At 58.1% G+C, this 19,166-nt stretch carries 19 protein-coding genes and 1 tRNA gene; 4 read left to right on the top strand and 16 right to left on the bottom strand.

Annotated elements, in window-relative coordinates:
• Window positions 1-564, bottom strand: a 564-nt coding sequence (locus PROAA_RS03700) for a Clp protease N-terminal domain-containing protein (protein WP_281182224.1), incomplete at its 3' end; no start/stop codon positions are given.
• A 219-nt stretch (window positions 565-783) separates the two neighbouring features.
• Between PROAA_RS03700 and PROAA_RS03705 the strand changes: the two genes are divergently transcribed.
• Entirely contained in the window at window positions 784-2,427 is a 1,644-nt protein-coding gene (locus PROAA_RS03705) for a methyl-accepting chemotaxis protein (RefSeq protein ID WP_245664141.1), read from the top strand.
• Window positions 2,428-2,450: 23 nt separating this feature from the next.
• On the opposite strand, the gene PROAA_RS03710 is transcribed toward PROAA_RS03705, so the two are convergent.
• The 7 genes from PROAA_RS03710 to PROAA_RS03740 form a co-directional block, all read right to left on the bottom strand.
• A complete protein-coding gene (locus PROAA_RS03710; RefSeq protein WP_186410043.1) occupies window positions 2,451-3,782 on the bottom strand; it encodes a hypothetical protein in 1,332 nt (443 codons plus the stop codon).
• Window positions 3,779-5,728, bottom strand: coding sequence for a DNA repair helicase YoaA (gene yoaA / locus PROAA_RS03715; RefSeq protein WP_186410044.1), 1,950 nt, complete (start codon window positions 5,726-5,728; stop codon window positions 3,779-3,781). The genes PROAA_RS03710 and yoaA overlap by 4 nt, the downstream gene beginning before the upstream one ends.
• Window positions 5,729-5,758: 30 nt before the next feature.
• Window positions 5,759-6,205: a YaiI/YqxD family protein gene (locus tag PROAA_RS03720; RefSeq protein ID WP_186410045.1), complete on the bottom strand. Its 447-nt coding sequence runs from the start codon at window positions 6,203-6,205 to the stop codon at window positions 5,759-5,761.
• Entirely contained in the window at window positions 6,205-6,357 is a 153-nt protein-coding gene (locus PROAA_RS03725) for a hypothetical protein (protein WP_186410046.1), read from the bottom strand. The genes PROAA_RS03720 and PROAA_RS03725 overlap by 1 nt, the downstream gene beginning before the upstream one ends.
• Before the next feature lie 78 nt (window positions 6,358-6,435).
• Window positions 6,436-7,089, bottom strand: a complete 654-nt coding sequence (locus PROAA_RS03730; RefSeq protein ID WP_186410047.1) for an FMN-binding negative transcriptional regulator — start codon at window positions 7,087-7,089, stop codon at window positions 6,436-6,438.
• Between the two features lie 21 nt (window positions 7,090-7,110).
• Window positions 7,111-7,896, bottom strand: a complete 786-nt coding sequence (gene murI / locus PROAA_RS03735) for a glutamate racemase (protein ID WP_186410048.1) — start codon at window positions 7,894-7,896, stop codon at window positions 7,111-7,113.
• Between the two features lie 279 nt (window positions 7,897-8,175).
• Window positions 8,176-8,249: transfer RNA gene (locus tag PROAA_RS03740), tRNA-Thr, on the bottom strand.
• Window positions 8,250-8,378: 129 nt separating this feature from the next.
• On the opposite strand from PROAA_RS03740, the gene PROAA_RS03745 reads away from it, so the two are divergent.
• Window positions 8,379-10,187, top strand: a complete 1,809-nt coding sequence (locus tag PROAA_RS03745; RefSeq protein ID WP_186410049.1) for a GGDEF domain-containing protein — start codon at window positions 8,379-8,381, stop codon at window positions 10,185-10,187.
• 85 nt (window positions 10,188-10,272) lie between these two features.
• On the opposite strand, the gene PROAA_RS03750 is transcribed toward PROAA_RS03745, so the two are convergent.
• From PROAA_RS03750 to nifH, 8 genes are all read right to left on the bottom strand, one after another.
• Window positions 10,273-11,241, bottom strand: a complete 969-nt coding sequence (locus PROAA_RS03750) for a hypothetical protein (RefSeq protein WP_186410050.1) — start codon at window positions 11,239-11,241, stop codon at window positions 10,273-10,275.
• Window positions 11,242-11,314: 73 nt separating this feature from the next.
• On the bottom strand, window positions 11,315-11,575 hold the full coding sequence (locus PROAA_RS03755) for a DUF6129 family protein (RefSeq protein ID WP_186410051.1): 261 nt from the start codon (window positions 11,573-11,575) through the stop codon (window positions 11,315-11,317).
• Window positions 11,575-12,306, bottom strand: a complete 732-nt coding sequence (locus PROAA_RS03760; protein ID WP_186410052.1) for a dinitrogenase iron-molybdenum cofactor N-terminal domain-containing protein — start codon at window positions 12,304-12,306, stop codon at window positions 11,575-11,577. The genes PROAA_RS03755 and PROAA_RS03760 overlap by 1 nt, the downstream gene beginning before the upstream one ends.
• 18 nt (window positions 12,307-12,324) lie before the next feature.
• Window positions 12,325-12,516: a 4Fe-4S binding protein gene (locus PROAA_RS03765; protein ID WP_186410053.1), complete on the bottom strand. Its 192-nt coding sequence runs from the start codon at window positions 12,514-12,516 to the stop codon at window positions 12,325-12,327.
• 34 nt (window positions 12,517-12,550) lie between these two features.
• Window positions 12,551-12,778 (bottom strand): putative nitrogen fixation protein NifT, encoded by a 228-nt coding sequence (gene nifT / locus PROAA_RS03770; RefSeq protein ID WP_186410054.1) that lies wholly within the window; start codon window positions 12,776-12,778, stop codon window positions 12,551-12,553.
• 58 nt (window positions 12,779-12,836) lie between these two features.
• On the bottom strand, window positions 12,837-14,405 hold the full coding sequence (gene nifK, locus PROAA_RS03775; protein WP_186410055.1) for a nitrogenase molybdenum-iron protein subunit beta: 1,569 nt from the start codon (window positions 14,403-14,405) through the stop codon (window positions 12,837-12,839).
• A gap of 81 nt (window positions 14,406-14,486) precedes the next feature.
• The gene (gene nifD / locus PROAA_RS03780) at window positions 14,487-15,959 is read right to left on the bottom strand and encodes a nitrogenase molybdenum-iron protein alpha chain (RefSeq protein WP_186410056.1); all 1,473 of its coding nucleotides are present in this window, start codon (window positions 15,957-15,959) and stop codon (window positions 14,487-14,489) included.
• Between the two features lie 145 nt (window positions 15,960-16,104).
• The gene (gene nifH / locus PROAA_RS03785; RefSeq protein WP_186410057.1) at window positions 16,105-16,995 is read right to left on the bottom strand and encodes a nitrogenase iron protein; all 891 of its coding nucleotides are present in this window, start codon (window positions 16,993-16,995) and stop codon (window positions 16,105-16,107) included.
• A gap of 116 nt (window positions 16,996-17,111) precedes the next feature.
• Between nifH and PROAA_RS03790 the strand changes: the two genes are divergently transcribed.
• Entirely contained in the window at window positions 17,112-18,020 is a 909-nt protein-coding gene (locus PROAA_RS03790) for an NAD(+)--dinitrogen-reductase ADP-D-ribosyltransferase (protein ID WP_222102081.1), read from the top strand.
• Between the two features lie 141 nt (window positions 18,021-18,161).
• Window positions 18,162-18,998, top strand: coding sequence for an SIR2 family protein (locus PROAA_RS03795; protein WP_186410058.1), 837 nt, complete (start codon window positions 18,162-18,164; stop codon window positions 18,996-18,998).
• The last annotated feature ends 168 nt before the right edge of the window (window positions 18,999-19,166 follow it).

Raw genomic sequence — 19,166 nt, forward strand, 5'->3', positions numbered from 1 at the left:
GCGAATTTCATCGTCGCGGCCGATCACCGGGTCGAGCTTGCCCTGACGAGCGCGTTCGGTAAGATCGATGCAGTATTTCTTCAGCGATTCGCGTTGTCCTTCGGCTTCCTGATTGTCGACGCCCTGGCCGCCGCGTACCGAGGCCACAGCCAGCTCCAGCGCCTTGCGGGAAAGTCCATGCTGCTTGGCGAGGCGACCGGTCTCACCTTTGTCGTCGCAGACGGCCAGCAAGAACATCTCGCTGGCGATGAACTGGTCGCCGCGCTTCTGCGCTTCCTTGTCGGTAAGATTAAGCAGGTTGGTCAGATCGCGACCGATCTGCACCTCACCACCATGGCCTTCGACCTTCGGCAAGCGATCCACCGCCTGATCCAAAGAGGCCTTGAGCGATTGCACATTGACACCGGCCTGCGCCAGCAGCGAAGCCGTGCCGCCATCGTCCTGTTGCAGGAGCGCTAGCAGCAGGTGTTGCGGCTCGATCATCTGATTGTCGTGACCAATGGCCAGGCTTTGGGCATCAGCCAGAGCCTGCTGGAACTTGGTGGTTAGCTTGTCGAGACGCATGATGAATCCTTTTGGAGAAGATCGAATATCGCGCAGGTGGGGGAATCCGAGCGGATTTCAAGTGCCAGCGCTACATTGTCTTCGTCTTTCATATGACGCAAGTTTTTTTCGCAATCAGAGTAATTGCCAACGCCTTCCTTAAAGGGTAGATTGAGTGCGGGGTGAGTTGTCTGGTTGTCTAGCACCCTTCACAGTGTCCGGACGGTAAAAGGAGAGAATATGAGCATCGACTATAAGGGGGCGTCACTGCGTACCAAGCTGAATGGACTCACGGTGATCACGATCGTAGGTCTTTGCATATTGGTAGTCATCGTGCTGATGGGTGAAAAGGGTCAGTTGCTCGCCGACCGCAAAAACAAGATACGAAATCTCGTCGAGGTAGCGCAAGCCACGATCAGCGGCTACGAGAAACAGGCCAAGGAGGGCAAGCTGAGTGTCGAAGAAGCGAAGCGGCTTGCCATCGACGCCGTTCGCGGCATGCGTTATGACAAAGTTGAGTATTTCTGGATCAACGATCTCAAAGCCGTCATCGTCATGCATCCGATCAAACCGGAACTAGATGGCAAGGATCTTTCCGAGTTCAAAGACAAGAACGGTAAACTCATTTTCGTCGAATTCGCCAAAATTGCCAAAGATCAGGGCGGTGGCTTTGTTGACTACGTCTGGCCGAAACCAGGCAGCGAAGCGGCGGTTCCAAAGATTTCCTACGTCATGGGTGTGGAGGGCTGGGGATGGGTTGTAGGCAGCGGCATCTACGTCGACGACGTTGACGCCCTGTTCCGTCAGAATGCCATGAAGCTTCTCGCCTGGGTCGCGGTAATCGGCGGCTTCATTGGAGTTTCTTTGACACTGGTTTCGCGCAATGTGCTCAAGCTGATGGGGGGCGATCCCCAGGTCGCGCGACAGATCACACAACGCATCGTCGATGGCGACCTGAGCTCAGAAATCGTTTGCGTGCCAGGCGATACCACCAGCCTTCTGTATGGCATGAAGGAAATGCAGGAAACGCTGCGCACCATGATCAGAAGTATCCTGAACAATGCGGCTACGCTTTCAACCGCGTCATCGCAGCTCCTGACGACCTTTGAAAACGTTTCCGAGCATGCCCAGCAACATGGCGAATCGGCTTCCTCAATGGCCGCTGCCGTCGAAGAAATGACAGTCAGTATCGATCAGGTCGCCGAAAACGCACAAGAGGCGCATAGCATCTCGATGCAGGCCAGCGAGCTCTCCACGGAGGGAACGCATATCATCGAAAGTGCCGCCAGCGAAATGCAGAAGATCTCCGATGCAGTGCAATCGTCTGCAACGGTCATCGAGGACCTGGGTCGCCATTCCGAGCAGATTTCCTCGATTGTCAATACCATCAAGGAGATTGCCGACCAGACCAACCTGCTTGCGCTCAATGCCGCGATCGAAGCGGCACGTGCGGGGGAACAGGGGAGGGGATTTGCCGTGGTGGCCGACGAAGTGCGCAAGCTGGCCGAGCGCACCAGCCTGTCGACAACCGAAATTGCCAGCATGGTCGGGAAAATCCAGAATGGCACGCGCAGCGCAGTCAGCAGCATGCAAAGCGGGGTTGTCCAAGCCGGCAAGGGCGTTGAGCTGGCTACCCAGGCCGGCAATTCGATCAATGAGATCCGTTCAGGTTCGATGCGCGTCACCGAAGTGGTCAACAGCATTTCCGAAGCCATCCGGGAGCAGGTGACGGCTTCCAGCGAAATCGCCAAGAGTGTCGAGAAGGTGGCGCAGATGTCCGAAGAAAACGCTGTGGCAATGAAGGATACGACGCAATCCGCACATCATTTGAAACAGCTTTCTTCTTCGCTGAACGATTCGGTCAGCCGCTTCAAGTTGAACTGACCGAATCGAAGAGTCTGCGCGTCTTACGTGCAGACTCTTCCCCCACCCTGGCACGGCACTGAAAATACTGCTGCGAAGCCCCCGCCAGGCGTGCGGAAGTTCGTCGTCTGTCCCTGGTACAGCCGAGCCGAAACGAGTTGCACTCGCCCGTGATAGACGTAATTGCGCAGGTCCAGCTTGAGATCCTGCTCGACACCATCGACCAGCAGTCGTCTCTCTGATGGGGAAACCAGTGCCTGGGCGACATAGCCACCGTGGCTTATCTCGTTGAAAACGCGTCTGGTGAGCTTTTCGCCGCGATACGCGGCTTTGCTTCCGTAGCCCGATGTCGGTTTGAAGAACCACTTCTTGCGGTTCGTCCAGAACGACTTGCCATCCTCTGGCAATACCTCTTTGGTGAGCGGGATGCCGGATTTCAATAGTTTACAGTCCACTTCGCTGACGCCAATCGCCTGTAACCAGGCTTCATCTGTCAAGGCGACCAGATTGCGCTTGTCGGCATAGAGCGCATGGGCCCGCGGGTGAGGGGTGAGCACCACGGTGTCAGCGAGATAGGCCGCCCGCAATGCCTGGTTGCGTTCATCATCAAGCGAAAAGTCGGTCAGCCGGTTGTAGACCAGATCGACAGGCTTTCCGCCGAACGTCAAGCGCTGGCCATCGAAGGAAAGTTCGCCAGGGTCGACAATCACTGCAGTGAATCCACTCGATTCGAATAATTGCCGGACCAACTCGAACTCGGGCTGCAGGTACTGTGTTGCCGGCGACTCGTCGACGATGGCGATACAGCCGAGGGGTGTGCTACCGCGCGCCAGTCGCCATTCCTCGCGAAACATGGCCATGAAATCCGACTCGATCATCATCTGCTCGGAGAACATCGCTTCTCCTCCGTCGCAGCAGGCGCGTTGCGCGCGCAGCAATTTAGCATTGAGCATGCCGCCACCGGCGTTGGTGTTGATTTCAATGAGTTGCGGACCTGTGGCACCGAGGTGGAAGTCAAAACCCAGAAAAACGCCCTCCGCCTTCGGTGTATGCCGTGCGATCGGGGGCGCGTAAGAAAGCACACGTTCGCGCCATGCCGGCAGCTCGCTTATTCGCTGGATAACGCTGATCAGATCAGCCATGTTCTGCAGATGCGCTTCAGCGACATAAACTTTGGTGTCTGAAAGGAGATGAGGGCGTGTCTTCAGTAGATCGCTATAAGACACTACGGATTCACGACCGACCCCTTCCTCAAGTGCGTGTCGCAGCGCTGTGTGATCGACGGAGATACAGGCACAGCCACGATTGAGTACAGCCGCCGCGTCACGACAATCAGCAGGCAGCGGAATCGACTGGTCAGGGCATGGGATGCTCATCGTCTGTCTTCAGCCGTCTCATTTTTGAAAAACGCCAGGACTTCATCGAGTTCGCGTGTCCGTTTCATCGGTGGCAGACTGCGCCAGATACGTTTGCCGTAGGGCTTGCTGATCAAACGTGGGTCGCAGATCATCAGCACGCCGCGATCCGTCTCATCGCGAATCAACCGGCCGGCGCCCTGTTTGATGTTGATCACGGCGCGCGGCAACTGATAGTCCATGAACGCATTAAGCCCTTCATTCTTCATGCGTTCGATGCGTGCCGAGAGTACCGGGTCGTCGGGTGGTGCAAAGGGCAGCTTGTCGATGACGACTAGCGACAGCGCCTGGCCGCGAACATCGACGCCCTCCCAGAAACTCTGACTGCCAACCAGAATGGCGTTGCCGAGCCGGCGAAAACGTTCAAGCAATTCATTCTTGCTGCCCTCGCCCTGAAGCAGCAAGGGAAAATCCAACCCGGCACGTTCCAGATACTCGCTCAGCAGTTCATGGGTACGCCGCATGGCACGCAGGGAAGTGCAAAGAAAGAAAGCCCGTCCACCGCTGGCTTCAAGTACCGGAAAAACGGTCTTGACGACGACCTCGGCAAAGCCGTGGCTATTCGGATCGGGAAGATTTTGCGGTGCGTACAGCAACGCCTGGCGTGCATAGTCGAAAGGGCTGTCCCAATACGCCGAATCGGCTTCAGCCAGCCCCATTTCAGCGCGGTAATGAGCAAAATCCTTCTGCACCGCAAGCGTCGCCGAAGTAAAGATCCAGGCACGTGGGTGGCCGCTCATCTGCTTCTGCATTATTTTCGCGATGACCAGCGGCGTCGCGTTGAGTTGCAGGGCGTGGGTGTAGGTTTCGCCCCAGCGAACGTAGTCGGCGTCGGCTCCACTCTGCCAGCGATGCAGCTGTGCTCTCAACTCACCGGCACGGCGCCAGCAGTTTTCCAGTCCTTCGGAGCGTTGTGCCTGCGTTTCAAGCAGGGCAGCAAGCGCTTCGATCTCGCGTAGCAGCCCGGCAATACCATTCTCAAAACCCATTCGTGCGACCAGTTGCGTCAGGGCGAAACGCGATGGTTCAAGCGGCAGAGTCAGTCGCAACTCCTTTGCTGCCTTTTCAACCGCAGCACAAAGCACGGGAAGGTCGAGGCAGTCGCGTGCCGACGCCAATCCTTCGGCTCGGGCATCACGCACCAGATCGAGCATCTGCGCGGTCGACACGTTATCGCCAAAGAACAGACTGGCCGTTTCGGGAAGCTGGTGCGCTTCGTCGAAAATGACCGTGTTGCAGGCCGGCAGCAATTCGGCGGTTCCTTCGTCACGCAGCATCACGTCGGCGAAAAAGAGGTGGTGATTGACGACCACCAGATCGGCGGTCAAGGCTTCGCGGCGTGCCGCAAGTACGAAACATTCCTTGTGGCTCGGGCAATCCTGGCCGAGACAGTTTTCGCGCGTCGAAGTGACGGCGCTCCATACCGGTGAATTCTCGGGCACGTCGCCACATTCAGCCTTGTCGCCGGTCTTCGTCGCTTTTAGGAAACGCGAAATGCGATGGACATGGGCAGCATCCTCTCGCGACAAGAAGCGGCCATCGTCCAGGGAACGCTCCAGATGATAGTGGCAGATGTAATTGGCCCGTCCCTTGAGCAAAGCGACCCTGACGGGAGAGCCCAGCGCCTTGCGAACCGTTGGAATGTCACGTGAAAAAAGCTGATCCTGCAGGTTTTTGGTGCCGGTCGAGACAATCACCTTGCCGCCGGACAGCAGCGCCGGAACGAGATAGGCAAAGGTCTTTCCCGTCCCGGTTCCTGCTTCGGCGACGAGTACCCTGTTTTCAGCCATGGCCGAGGCAATGTGCTCGGCCATTTCGATCTGCTGTTCACGCGGTCGATAGCCGGGAATGCCGGCGGCCAGCGGGCCGTTGGCAGAGAAGACTTCCTGGATGGAGAAGATCGCCATATCAGGCAGTCCGACAGGAATTGCAGCTACTCATTTCAACCCAGTCAGAAAACGGTCCAGATGCCCGGCAAATACCTGCCGGTCGGCCGGGTTCATCGGCGGCGGTCCGCCGGTCTGGACGCCGCTGGCACGCAGATTGTCCATGAAATCGCGCATGTTGAGCAGCGGCCGGATATTGGCTGCCGAATACCACTCGCCGCGGTGGCTCAAGACGTGGCCGCCTTTCTCGATGATCTCGGCTGCAAGCGGGAGGTCGCTGGTGATGACCAGATCGCCCGCCGAGAGTCGCTTGACGATTTCGTTGTCGGCCACATCAAAACCTGCCGGAACCTGCACGCTGCGAATCAGGGGCGAGGGCGGAACGAAAAGCGTCTGGTTGGCAATCAGAGTCAGGGGAATCCCGGTACGCGCGGCGGCGCGAAAGAGAATGTCCTTGATAACTTTGGGGCAGGCATCGGCGTCGACCCAGATGTGCATCAGATCAACCCTCGCACTTTGAGTTCATCTTTCTGCCCGGCAGTCAGTGCTGGCAGCAGATGAAACCGGAGAACAAAGAAAATGCCGCGCACCGCCAGCGTCCAGGCTGCATGGTCGTTGGCACTGGCGGGTTTGTTCAGTCGGGATACCATGTATTTGTCAAGTCTTTGAAGCCGACGCGAAACACCAAGACTAGCATGTGCGTGGCCGGGCTCGCCGTTCGGTCAAGTTCAATCCGGTTGCCGTGAATTCCTGGCATTTGCTTCGATCAGGTCAGCCATCGTCTTGTTGCCATCGCCGCCTTTTCTGCGCAGCGCTTCGATCACGCTCGTCTGATTCGCTGACGGCTGGTTCTGGCTCACTTTCCATTTCCCTGAGAGTCGGGTAATCGTGATCTCGATGCCGACAATTGCCGAAATCATCTTGTCGATGTAATCGCGCGGCGCGTCTGTAACCGCCCAAGGCTGGGGAAGTGCCGCTTCATTCTGTGTCGTCAGTGACTCAATCTGCGCACGTAGCCAGTTCGCGTCATCGATGATACGAAGCGTGCCATGAGCATGGACCACGGTGTAGTTCCAGGTTGGCACAACCTTTCCGGTCTCGTGTTTCGTGGCGTACCAGGACGGCGAGATGTAGGTATCGGCCCCCTGGAAGATGGCCAGAACCTCAAGGTTTTCGTCGAAGTCCTTCCATAACGGATTGGCCCGAGCGACGTGCCCCTGCAGGGTTCCGAGCGACGAAGATCCTGATACGAACTGCAGCGGAATGTGGTTGGCGACAAGACCATTTGACGAGAGCGTAACCAGAGTTGCCAGTGGATGCGCTCGTATCAGGTCGTGCAGTACTTCGACTCGCGACTCTTCAAAGTGTTTGGGCTGATACATGGGGATATCCTTGATCCGATCTCAGGCATGCGACAGGCGGGCGGGGCCCGCCAGCTTGCCGGTCAGGCCGTGCAACCCAAGTGTCGGGAGTGCGGCCTGCAGGCGCTCGGGGTGAGCCGTTGCGAGCAGGGTTAGCCGGCCATGGCCAAGTGCGGATGCGCCGGCGAGGCGCACGCACTGACGGGCGACGGCATCGGCAACGTCGACCAGTTTTGCGTGACCGGCGACAATGGGTTCGAGCGCGGAAGTGAGGAAAGCGAAGTGGGTGCAGCCAAGGACGATCTGATCGGCGCCTGTGTGGAGGGCCGGCGCAAGATGGCTGCGGACGGATTCAACAAATCCGGGGTCATCGAGCTGCAGGGTTTCGACCCGGGTGGCCCAACCGGGGCAGGGCAGAATTTCGACCTGAACCGTCGCTGCGTGCAGCCGGATGAGGCGAAAGAGCCTTTCGCTGCGCGCCGTTGCGGTTGTTGTCAGCACCGTGATGCGGCCGCTCTTCGAGGCGATGGCGGCGGGTTTGATGCCCGGCTCGACACCGACAACCGGGATGTCAGGCAGGGCCTCGCGCAACGCGTCAACAGCGGCCGCCGTAGCAGTATTGCAAGCGACAACAATTACCGTGCAACCCTGATCGACCAGATGACGGCCGATTCTCAGCACGCGGCTGCGGATGAAGGCATCATCCTTGTCACCGTAGGGAACGTGCGCCGTATCGGCGAGATAAACGAGGTCGGCATGCGGTAGAACGGAGGCAACGGTGGCAAGTACCGAGAGTCCGCCCAGTCCGCTGTCGAAAATGCCGATCATTCCGGAATCCGCAGTGGCGCGCACCTGGAAGCGGAACAGGGCCGGACGGAGAGCGCGCCTTTCATCCAGTTTTCAGCGGCGCCATGTGCGCCGAATCTGCTTCGGGTAGTCATGTAAGGGGGTGTGGCATGCAGAGTGGGGAGCGTTGTGCCGTTCGCACGGGTAGCGAGCTTTCTTTGGTATGATAATTCGGCGAGCAGGAATCCGGTTATGCGCGAGCTACCCGAGAGACAGCGACAAAATGGCCGTAGTTTTGAATTGCCCGATGTATTGTTTTATTGGTGCCCCCGATCGGAATCGAACCAATACCTGATGATTACAAATCAACTGCACGACCTTCATGCTACGGGGGCAGACGTGACGGACGAACCGAGGATTATAGCCGAAGCGGCAGGTTGAGGCACGCTTGCAGAGGCTTTGATGCGCTTCTGTGTCGAAGCGAAACGGTCATTTGCATCGCACTACTTTAATCAAAAGAGACCATGGCAACTCTAACCAATCCATCCGAAATTGCCCGCGAGACGTTGAGACAACTGATGTCGCAACGCAAGTCGCCTTCGCCCGACAATTATCGCGCGATTTATAATCAAATCGCCGGCATTTCCGGTAAATCAGCCGAGGTGTTCCCCGAGCGTGAGCTCAAGGCGCTCCTGTTGGCTCTGCCCAGGGAGACCCCGGTGCAGCAACGCCTTTCGCGGCAGCTCGATCAGTCGCTTAAAGGTTCCAACTGGGAAGAGTACAAGAAGGCTCTGGTCGATTTCATCAAGGAGCACAGTGCGGAATCGGAGTTGAAGTGGAGCGAGCTGATTTCCGAGTTCCTCCGCCAATGGGAGGCCAAGCAGTCCAGGCTGACGCCGGCCCGAAAACGGGAGTCGCTGGAGCACGTTCTTGCCAGCGCAGGAAACAACAGTGAAATCCTGTTCGGTCGGCTACAGCGCTTGATCAAATCGTGGTCGCAGAACCAAGCTGAGCCCGATGTCGCGGGAGGCCTTGAAGGCGATGTCGAGACGCCTAAAGCTCCTGTCGCGGAGCCAGCGAGTGTTGTCGCCAACGCCGCGCCGGCAACACCGGTCGGCCGCGCCGCAGAATTGTTGCCCGAACTTCGAAGCTTGTTGGTGTATACGCTGGAAGTTGTCGTCGCAACGCAGCTAGAAGACGACCCTGGGTTGGCTGCACAGGCCAAAACGCTCGCCGCGTCGGCAAACGCCGCGACTTCACTCAAGGCGTTGAATGAACTCCTTGCGGAGATAAAGCGCTTTGCCTTCCGGCTGGAATTTCTGGCCGAGGATCGTAACGAGCTGCGCAGTGGCCTGCTGAAATTACTGCAACTCATGATCGACAACGTCGGTGAACTTGTGGTCGATGATCGTTGGCTGAACGGGCAGATTGCCGTTGTGCGCGGAATCGTTGCGCAACCCATGAACATCCGTGCCATCAACGATGCCGAGCACCGTCTCAAGGAGGTCATATTCAAGCATAGTCAGCTCAAGCACAGTCTTGTCGAAGCCAGAGAGGCACTGAAACTTATGCTCGCCGGCTTCGTAGATCATCTGGCCGAGTTCGCCGATTCAACCTCCGATTACCATGACAAAATGGAAATCTGTGTTGAAAGAATCGGCAAGGCCGATGACATCGGCCAATTGCAGGATGTGCTTGCCGAGGTGATTGGGGAAACGCGCATCATCCAGATCAACGCGCAGCGTTCACGTGATGACCTGCGCGTTTCAAAACAGCGGGTCGAAGAAGCCGACAAACGCATCAACGAATTACAGGAAGAACTCGAAAAGGCCAGCATGCTGGTCCGCAACGACCAGCTTACCGGAACGCTCAATCGCCGCGGCCTGGAAGAGGCCTTCGAAAACGAGGTGGCCCGTTCGCGACGTCGTAAATCTCCGCTCTGTGTGGCCATGCTCGACATCGACAATTTCAAGAAGCTAAACGATTCCCTTGGTCACGATGCCGGCGATGCGGCACTGATTCATCTGGTCACCATCATTCGGGAAACCCTTCGGCCACAGGACACTCTGGCCCGTTTTGGCGGAGAAGAATTCATCATCATCCTGCCGGACACAACGCTTGAGGACGCAAAAACGGCCATCGTCCGTCTGCAAAGGGAACTCACCAAACGCTACTTCCTGCATGAAAACGAAAAAGTGCTGATCACCTTCAGCGCGGGAGTGACAGACCACCGCAGCGACGACACCCAGGCGAGCGTTACCAAACGGGCAGATGATGCAATGTTTGCAGCTAAGAAAGCCGGCAAGAACCGGGTCGTCACAGGGAATAACTGAGCCGGCAGGAAGAGGCTTGGCGCGGTTTTGAGAGCTGATGGATCTTTGTGCCAACCCGTTTGGACAGTACGTCAATAGCCGCGATCTACACCGAATACGGCCGATGCAACCAGCCGCGCACGACATTGACGTCGCATTGCGGCAGGTAGCCGTAGCCGGATAGCGAGTCCTCGACGACGCAATCGGCGACCCAGTGCGGGACGGACTTGGAGCTGAGCATGTGGAAGTACCAGGCCATCGGGTAGCCTATTTCACGGTCGAAACGGGCAAGCGCCGTACACAATTCGAGCCCGCTGCTGCCGGCCACTGCATCGAATTCCGGCGCGTCATCGAACTGTGTGGAGATCGGCTGTGCGCGGAATACAGGCTGGTGATAGTGATCGAGGTGTTCGCGGGTGGCGATCACCCAATGGTTGCAGTAGGCACTGGCACTGCTGGCGCTGCTTTTCGACCAGTCTTCAAGCATGCGGTGGATGGGCGCGGGTTCGGGCTTTTGCGCCAGCATGCGGCGAAGCAGGGCGCCGATATGCTGGATGCGGTGAAAGGTGTGGAAGGGCAGGCCGACCGGGACAGGCTTGTCATTGCCGCCTCGCGGATCGACCAGCTCCTCGATGCTGACAGGGGCGTTGGCGAAGAGTCGATGCACGCGCAACTCCTGTAGATCCTCGATCTCCAGTTGCAGAAAATCGGCCACACTATCGCCGGCAGCGGCGACCAGATAGTGCGTCTGGCCCATCAAGCGAGTTGCGTAAAGCTGTTGATCAGCGAAGTCGTCAGTAAGCTGGCCAAAATCACCGCCGCGCTCATTGAGGGCGTTTTCAGCCCAATTTTCGAGGCTATCGGAAATTCGATTTCCGTCTTTGTCGAGGACACCGCCCAGACGATACCAGCCGCCGCGGCTCAAGGAATGGCGGAACTTCCACTCGGGAAGGGCCTGACCAAGTGCCTTGATCAGCGCTCCCGGGCCGCTGCTCACCGCTGTCTTGGCGCAGGTTTCGACGATGGCCGGGGAGAGGGCTTTGCAATGCTCCAGCCAGGCCAGTGCTTCCTTCATGCTTCTTCCTCGCGATCAGACTCGGGCGGTACGCGATCCCGCGTTGCCGAATCCGGTATCGGCGGACGTATTCTCAATCCGCATCGGCTTTGGCGGCGACGAGAACGCCGGTCGCTTTGTTGAAATCGTCAGTCAGCTTCAGGCACTCGCCCGTAGCGCCGGTGACCAGGTACAGATCGTGGTTGTCGAAGCTGAGCGCCGGCTGGTGACGAGGTGAAACATCGTCTTCGCTGCACTCGGTAAAGTGCAGTTGCGGAAATCGCTCGCGCAACAAGTCAATGCGCGAACTCAGTTGAATGATCTCGGCCGCCTGCACGAGTTGAAGTGGCGTCATCACGCCGACCCCTCGGCCTGGACAAGCTCCTCGAAGCGTTTCAACGAGGCGGCCGGCACGCCCATGATTCGTGCCAGCCAGGGCGGTGGGCTGGCCAGACGGGCCTGCAGCTCAACCAGCACTTCGTGGGCGGGGCCGCCTTTCGGCTTCTTGATCGGGTGTACCCCGGCACGCACCAGCTTGGCGGCGGCCGGGCCGCCGATCGATTGCACAAAGGCGATCTGGCAGTCGCCGATCAGCGCCGAGCGGGCCGCATTTCTGTCTTCGGTGGTATCCGCTTCGACGGTGGAGCGCACGTCGATCAGCTTCTGTGTGGTCAGGCTGACCAGGTAAATCAGGAAGCGCTCGCATGAACCGAAGTGGCCGTCGAGGTTTTCGCCCCGATTGGCGGCGATGGCGACGCGGATGCTGTCGGGAATATCGCCGCCGGGGGAGCTATCGACCACGGGGAAATCGCTGCTCTCGACACCCTGACCCCAAAGGAGCCGTACAGCGTCCTTCAGCGCCGCGTCTTCAACGCCGACATGGCAACCCTGCTCGGCAAAATCACCGGCGAGGATGACCCGTATATCATCAACGGTCAGCGTGCCCAGCTTGCTTTCGGTCAATGGCGCTTCCAGTTTTTCCACGAGGGCGCCAACCAAAGCCTGGACGTCAAGACTGTTCAGCGCGCGGGCGGCCAAGGCGATGCGCAAGGCCGCTTCACGAGAGGCGATCGGAGTGGCCGGCATGACAGTGATCCTCCGCTGTCAAGCCGGGACGATGCAGCCGGACGGGCAAACATCGACGCACATCGGCGAATCGCTTTCGCCTTCGCATTCCGTACAGGTGCCGACGTCGATCTTGAAATAGATCTTGCCGGAACTGATCGATTTGGTTGGGCAAACTGGCTTGCAGTCGCCGCAGGCCGTGCACATGTCAGGGTCAATTTTCATTGCCATGATATTTCTCCTGGTTGCTTGTCTAGGTGTTGACTTAATCCTCGGCCATGCCGGTGCGCCTGGCCCGTAAGGAAATGGGCAGACGCGGCGGTTTGGCGATCGGATCGATGTAGTACGAACCGCCGTTGTCCAGTTTCAGTTCGCCGCCCCATTTTTCCTGGGTGTCGAATTCAATGGACGAAATTGAGGCTTCCAGATCCCGTTTCGGAAGGTAGAACGTCAGGCCGCCGTTGTCGGCTTGACGGATCATGATATTGGCCATCAAATGCTCCTGCAGTACCGGCGGCGCCCGAGTTGCCAGGCGCCGCCAGCGGTTCGGATTAACGAACCAGGTCGAAGTTGTAGTCCGTAGTCGCCATGCCCATCGTCTCCTTGTCGAGTTGTTCAAGGACGGCGTTGGTCAGTTGGGTGACGATCGAGATCATGCCCTCATAGCCCATCGTCGTATGGCGATGCAGGTGGTGACGGTCAAAGATCGGGAAGCCAAGGCGGATCAGCGGCACTTCGAACTCTTCGCCCTTGAAGCGGGTATCGCGCTGGATGAACTTGCCGTAGGAGTTGCCGATCAGGAAATCCGGCTTGTCCGTGAAGCACAGGCTACGCATGTGCCACAGGTCGTAACCGGCATAGGCCTTGCCATTGACGCCGAAGGGGCTTTCGGCCAGCAGCTTCTCCATGGCCTTGGTCCAGCGCTTGGTGGCGTTGTTGGAAAGGACATGGGTCGGCTCGGCGCCGCACTCGAGCAGGATCTTGACCATGCCAGTGACGAAATCCGGGTCGCCGTAGAGCGCGAACTTCTTGCCATGCAGCCAGGCGTGGCTGTCGGCGATGACGTCCATGCAGCGTCCGCGTTCCTTGGCCAGCGATTCCGGGATCGGCTTGCCGGTGACTTCGGAAACCTTCATCAGGAAATCGTCGGTCCACTCGACGCCCATCGGAATATTCAGCTTGGGCACCTCGTGATTCCACGTGTTCTCGATGAACTTTTTGGTTTTGTCGAGTTGCGCCGGATGCAGGAGAACGGTCGTGTAGGCGTTGGGCGCATCCTTGATTTCGTCCTGTGTCGTGCCGCCGGCATACATGCGGAATTCACCGTCGGTCGGCGTGTCGAATACCTCGCTCGGGTCGCACAACAGGGTGAAATCGACATCCATCTCGCCGAGCATGCGCTTGATCACGCGATAGTTGCCCAGGTAGGTTTCGAAGCCAGGAACGATGTTGATCTTGCCGTTGGAACCCGCCTTCTTGCCTTCCATGGTGTTCAGCGTGAAGGAGCGAATGATGCCCTCGAACATGTTGTCCCAGCCAGTCGTATGCGAACCGACGAAGGACGGCGTGTGTGCGAAGGGAACCGGGAATTCCTGGGGAATATGGCCTTCCTTCTTGGTGTTGTTGATGAACGCGTTGAGGTCGTCGCCAATCACTTCGGCCATGCACGTGGTGGATACGGCAATCATCTCCGGCTTGTAGAGCGCCTTCGCGTTGGCCATGCCGTCGTACATGTTCTTCTGCCCGCCGAACACGGCTGCATCCTCAGTCATCGAGTCGGAGACGCACGAGCACGGCTCCTTGAAGTGACGGTTGAAGTAGGTGCGAAAGTAGGCGACACAGCCTTGCGAACCATGCACGTAGGGCAGGGTCTTGTGAAAACCGGACGCGCACAGCACGGCGCCGAGCGGCTGGCAGGCCTTGGCGGGATCGACCGTCAGGGCGCTGCGCTTGAAGTTGAGCTCCTGGTATTCCATCGTGGTCGTCCACATGAAGGTTTCGCGTACCTTCTCGGGGCTGTGGCCTTCTTCAAACAATTCCCGTTTATCGGCGATTGACTTCTTGTAGTCGTCATCGCTGAACAAGGGGTAACTGGGCTTGATATTTTCTACGGTTTGCATTGCTGTCTCCTTGCCCGCAGTGCTCATCTGCAACTGCGGGTACAAGCTGATGGATGGTCCTGTTCGTTCCTGTTCGCCAACTCAGGCGGCCTTCTGCACTTCTTCGGTTACCGCTTTCTTCCAGGGCGGCACCAGGTTGCCCCAGACCGGATTGGACAGTGCGATGTCCATGTCGCGGGCGAAGATGGCGAAGCCGTCGTAGCCGTGATAGGGGCCGGAGTAATCCCAGGAGTGCATCTGGCGGAATGGAATGCCCATTTTCTGGTAGATGTACTTTTCCTTGATGCCTGAACCGACCATGTCCGGTCTGATCTTCTTGACGAATTCCTCCAGCTCGTAGCCGGTGACATCGTCATAGAGCAGGGTGGCGCTGCCCATTTCCTTGATCGTGCGGTCGTAGTCGTCGTTGTGTGCGAATTCGTAGCCGGTACCGACGACTTCCATGCCGAGGTCTTCGTAAGCGCCGATGATGTGGCGCGGCCTCAGTCCGCCGACATAGAGCATGACCTTCTTGCCCTGCAGGCGCGGCTTGTACTTGGCGATGATGGCATCCATCATCGGCTGATAGCGGGCGACAACGGCTTCGCACTTTTCCTTGATCGAATCGTCGAAGAAAGCGGCGATCTTGCGCAGCGATTCGATGATCTTGGTTGGACCGAAGAAGTTGTATTCCAGGTAGGGAATGCCGTACTTCTCTTCCATGTGGCGGCTGATGTAATTCATCGAGCGATAGCAGTGCAGCAGGTTGAGCTTCACCTTCGGCGTGTTCATCATTTCAGCTATCGTGCCGTCGCCGGACCACTGGGAAACCACGCGCAGACCCATTTCCTCAAGCAGGATGCGGGAAGACCAGGCATCGCCGCCGATGTTGTAGTCGCCGATGATTGAGACGTCATAGGGCGTCGACTCGAAGGTGTTGCCGTCGCGCTTGTCGAGAACCCAGTCGCGGATGGCGTCGTTCGCGATGTGGTGGCCCAGCGACTGGGAAACACCGCGAAAGCCTTCACAGCGCACCGGGACGACCGGCTTGCCTAGATTGGCCGAGGCCTTTTTGGAGACCGATTCGATGTCGTCGCCGATCAGGCCGATGGGACATTCGGACTGGACGGAGATGCCCTTGTTGAGGGGAAAGAGCTGATCGACTTCTTCGATCAGTTTGGCGAGCTTCTTGTCGCCACCGAAAACGATGTCCTTTTCCTGGAAGTCCGAGGTGAAGTTCATCGTGGAAAAGGTGTCCACGCCGGTCGTGCCGACATAGTAATTGCGGCGCCCGGCACGGGAATACTGGCCACAGCCGATGGGGCCGTGCGAGATGTGGATCATGTCCTTGATCGGCCCCCAGACGACGCCGCGGGAACCCGCGTAGGCACAGCCGCGGACGGTCATTACGCCGGGCAGGGACTTGCGGTTGGAAGTGATGCACTTCTTGGATTGTTCAATCGACTGGTCATTGACCGCAAGGTGCTTGCTGCGGTCTTTTTTGGCCTTTTCAGGATAAACCTCAAGAACCTCGGCGATCAGGGCTTCGGTTTCTTCGCGAGATAGCGTTGTCATCTTTTTTCTCCTGACGCGGTCACCCATCCGTGGCCGGCGCACTGGTTGAAAGTGGCGGATTCGCTTACGCAACCCCGCCGTGTCGTGCCTAGTTGTTGCTTACTGCATATTTCCTGCTACTCGTAATGCCAATCACCTGCGCGGTTCAGGCTGCTTCAGCAGCCAGTTCTGCCGCTGTCTTGCCGATGATGGACTGGTCTTCAACGCTCATGATGCCGAATTCCATCAGCAGCTCTTCCAGCTCTTCCATCTCGATCGGAGTCGGGATAACGAAGTTTGTGTTGTTGATTATCTTGTTCGCCAAAGCACGGTATTCGTCGGTTTGCTTGTGCGTCGGATCGTACTCAACACAAGTCATGCGGCGGATTTCCGCATGCTGCACGGCGTTGTCGCGCGGAACGAAGTGGATCATCGTGGTGCCCAGGCGTTGGGCCAGAGCCATGACCAGTTCGTCTTCGCGGTCGGTGTTGCGGCTATTGCAGATCAATCCCGCCAGACGCACACCGCCGGAGTTCGCGTACTTCACGATGCCCTTGCAGATATTGTTGGCGGCATACATGGCCATCATTTCGCCCGAGCAGACGATATAGATTTCCTGCGCCTTGTTTTCGCGGATCGGCATGGCAAAGCCGCCGCAAACCACGTCACCGAGCACGTCGTAGAAAACGAAGTCCAGGTCGTCCGTATAGGCACCCTCTTCTTCGAGGAAGTTGATGGCGGTAATGACACCGCGCCCGGCGCAGCCGACTCCGGGTTCAGGACCGCCGGATTCAACGCACTTGATGCCGCCGAAGCCAACGGAGAGAACGTCCTCGAGTTCGAGGTCTTCCACCGAGCCTGCTTCGGCCGCCAGATGCATGACGGTCGTTTGAGCCTTGCTATGCAGGATCAGGCGAGTGGAGTCGGCTTTCGGGTCACAACCGACGATCAATACATTTTTGCCGGATTCGGCAAGCGCCGCGACCAGATTCTGTGTGGTGGTGGACTTGCCGATGCCGCCTTTGCCGTAAATGGCACATTGACGCAACTTGGCCATGCTGTAATCTCCTTATTCTGTCAGTCGATTTGCGAATGAAACAATCAGAGTCGCACCTGTCCTGCAGCATGTTGCGTGCCAGGTCGTCGAAAGCATCGCAAGCGATTGAAATATAAATGAAATCGGAAAACATGACGGTGCCTGACGCGGCGCAGACTTGCGACAAATCCCACGTCCTTTGTAGGGGTGATGACAAGGCATCGCTGCCGCGCGATGCGCGTTTGCCGATCAATCGCTGCAATCTACCGGCCGTGGTGCTGGGTAGCCTGTCCTACCAGAAATATCCGATTCCTCTGCTGCTCGACGGCGTCGCCGAACTGCATCGGGACCTCTTCGATCGCCTGAACGCCACCCCGCCCGAAGCGCTGGGCGCCGTCTTCGCCGATTACCTGACGGTGCACTTCCGGCTGGAACGGCCGGAAGAGATGGGGCTGAGAGCAGGCTTCGGTGGCGACCGGAAGAACCGCGCCAAGGCCAATTACATTCGCATGATTCGCGGCTGGAGTTTTGATTCCGACAGCCGCGAAGGCGCCGTGCTCAAGGGCTGGGTCGAGTCGCGCTTCGGTCTGCCGCCGCGCTACCACGGGCAGGCCTTGCGCGACTTCTCCGGCGAAGCCTACCGCCGCTACCTTGAAATGCGCTCGCATGGCTTGTATGGAACCGGCGCGCTGGAGGCGCAATTCGACCTCGTCTATGCTTTCTGCCAGTTGCAGCTGGCGCTCGGCTACCCGCCGCAGAATCCGCCGCAGACCCATCTCACGCTTTACCGCGGCGTCAATCGCATGTCCGACCATGAAGTGCTGAGCAAAGGTGAAGGCGGGCGTCACATCATCCTGCTCAACAACCTGAATTCCTTTTCCCGCAGTCGCGAGCGCGCCGGCGAGTTCGGCGATTACATCATGACGGCCGACATCCCGCTGACCAAGATCTTCTTCCACTGCGGCCTGCTTCCGGGGGTGTTGAAAGGCGAGGACGAGTATCTGGTGATTGGCGGGGTCGTCGAGGTGACCTTGTCGACCCTCTGATGTCACGCAAGCGGCAACATTCGCTGTCGCGTTTCCTACAATCGCCGACGCCAGGGTCAGGACACCCGTGCCGATGCGCGGATTGGCGACAGGCGTGGAACTTGCTCGGGATGAGTATCCCTTCAAATCGGAGCAATTGTCATGACCCCCGAACTGCGCGACAAGCTGATCGACGGCCTCAAAAACGGCAGCATCGTTCCCTATCTCGGCCCCGGCGTACTGGCCGACGTGACCAACGCCGCGAACGGTACGCCAATCCCTGCCGATAGTAATTCGCTGATCCTGGCGATGAACGATGGCCGGCCGATGTCACCCAAGCTGATGTACGAATTCCCGCGCGCCGCGATGAATGTCGAACTCAAGCGCGGTCGCAGCACGGTAACCCGCTTCCTCACGCGCACCTACGGCGACACGCTGTGGACGCGCGGCGCAGTCCATGACTGGATCAGGGCAATCCACCCGCCCTACGTGATTGACATCAACCGCGACACGCAGCTCCAGGATTCCTACGCTCGCCTGAAACACAACCTGATCGTCGGCATTGCCCGTCTTGGAGGGACCGATTTTCGCTACAAGCTGTATTACTGGGATACCGGGGCTTACCATAAATCCGATGTCATCGACCCGGATCTGACCATCCTGTTCAAGCCCATGGGCACACCGAAGCCTTTTCCGGACTACGTTGCTTCCGACGCCGACTATGTCGATTACATTACCGAGCTGATGGGCGGCTTTTCGATTCCGCCCGTCGTCAAGGCGTTGCGCAAAGGCAAGCAGTACCTGCTGATGGGTCTGCGTCTGAACCGCGACACCGAGCGCATGGTGATGTCCGACATCATTTACGACGCCGCGCAGCCGGCGGGCTGGGCCTTGATTCAGGAACCGACCGACAAGGAACGACGCTATTGCAAAAAGCTGGGGCTGGAACTGATCGAGTCCGATGTTTTCGAACTGATCGGTGCTGAATCCTTTGCTTGACACGGCCTGATCGAGACACAATAGTATGTGAGGCAAGCGATGGTTTCGCGCAGTTGGTGATCGGCACGACGGCGAGGCAACGGATGAAGAATGCACACAATATTGGCGGAATCCTGTTCGACCTTGACGGCGTGTTGTATGTCGGCAATCAGGTCATTGACGGCGCAT

Source organism: Candidatus Propionivibrio aalborgensis, from assembly GCF_900089945.1.
Classification (GTDB): Bacteria; Pseudomonadota; Gammaproteobacteria; order Burkholderiales; family Rhodocyclaceae; genus Propionivibrio; species Propionivibrio aalborgensis.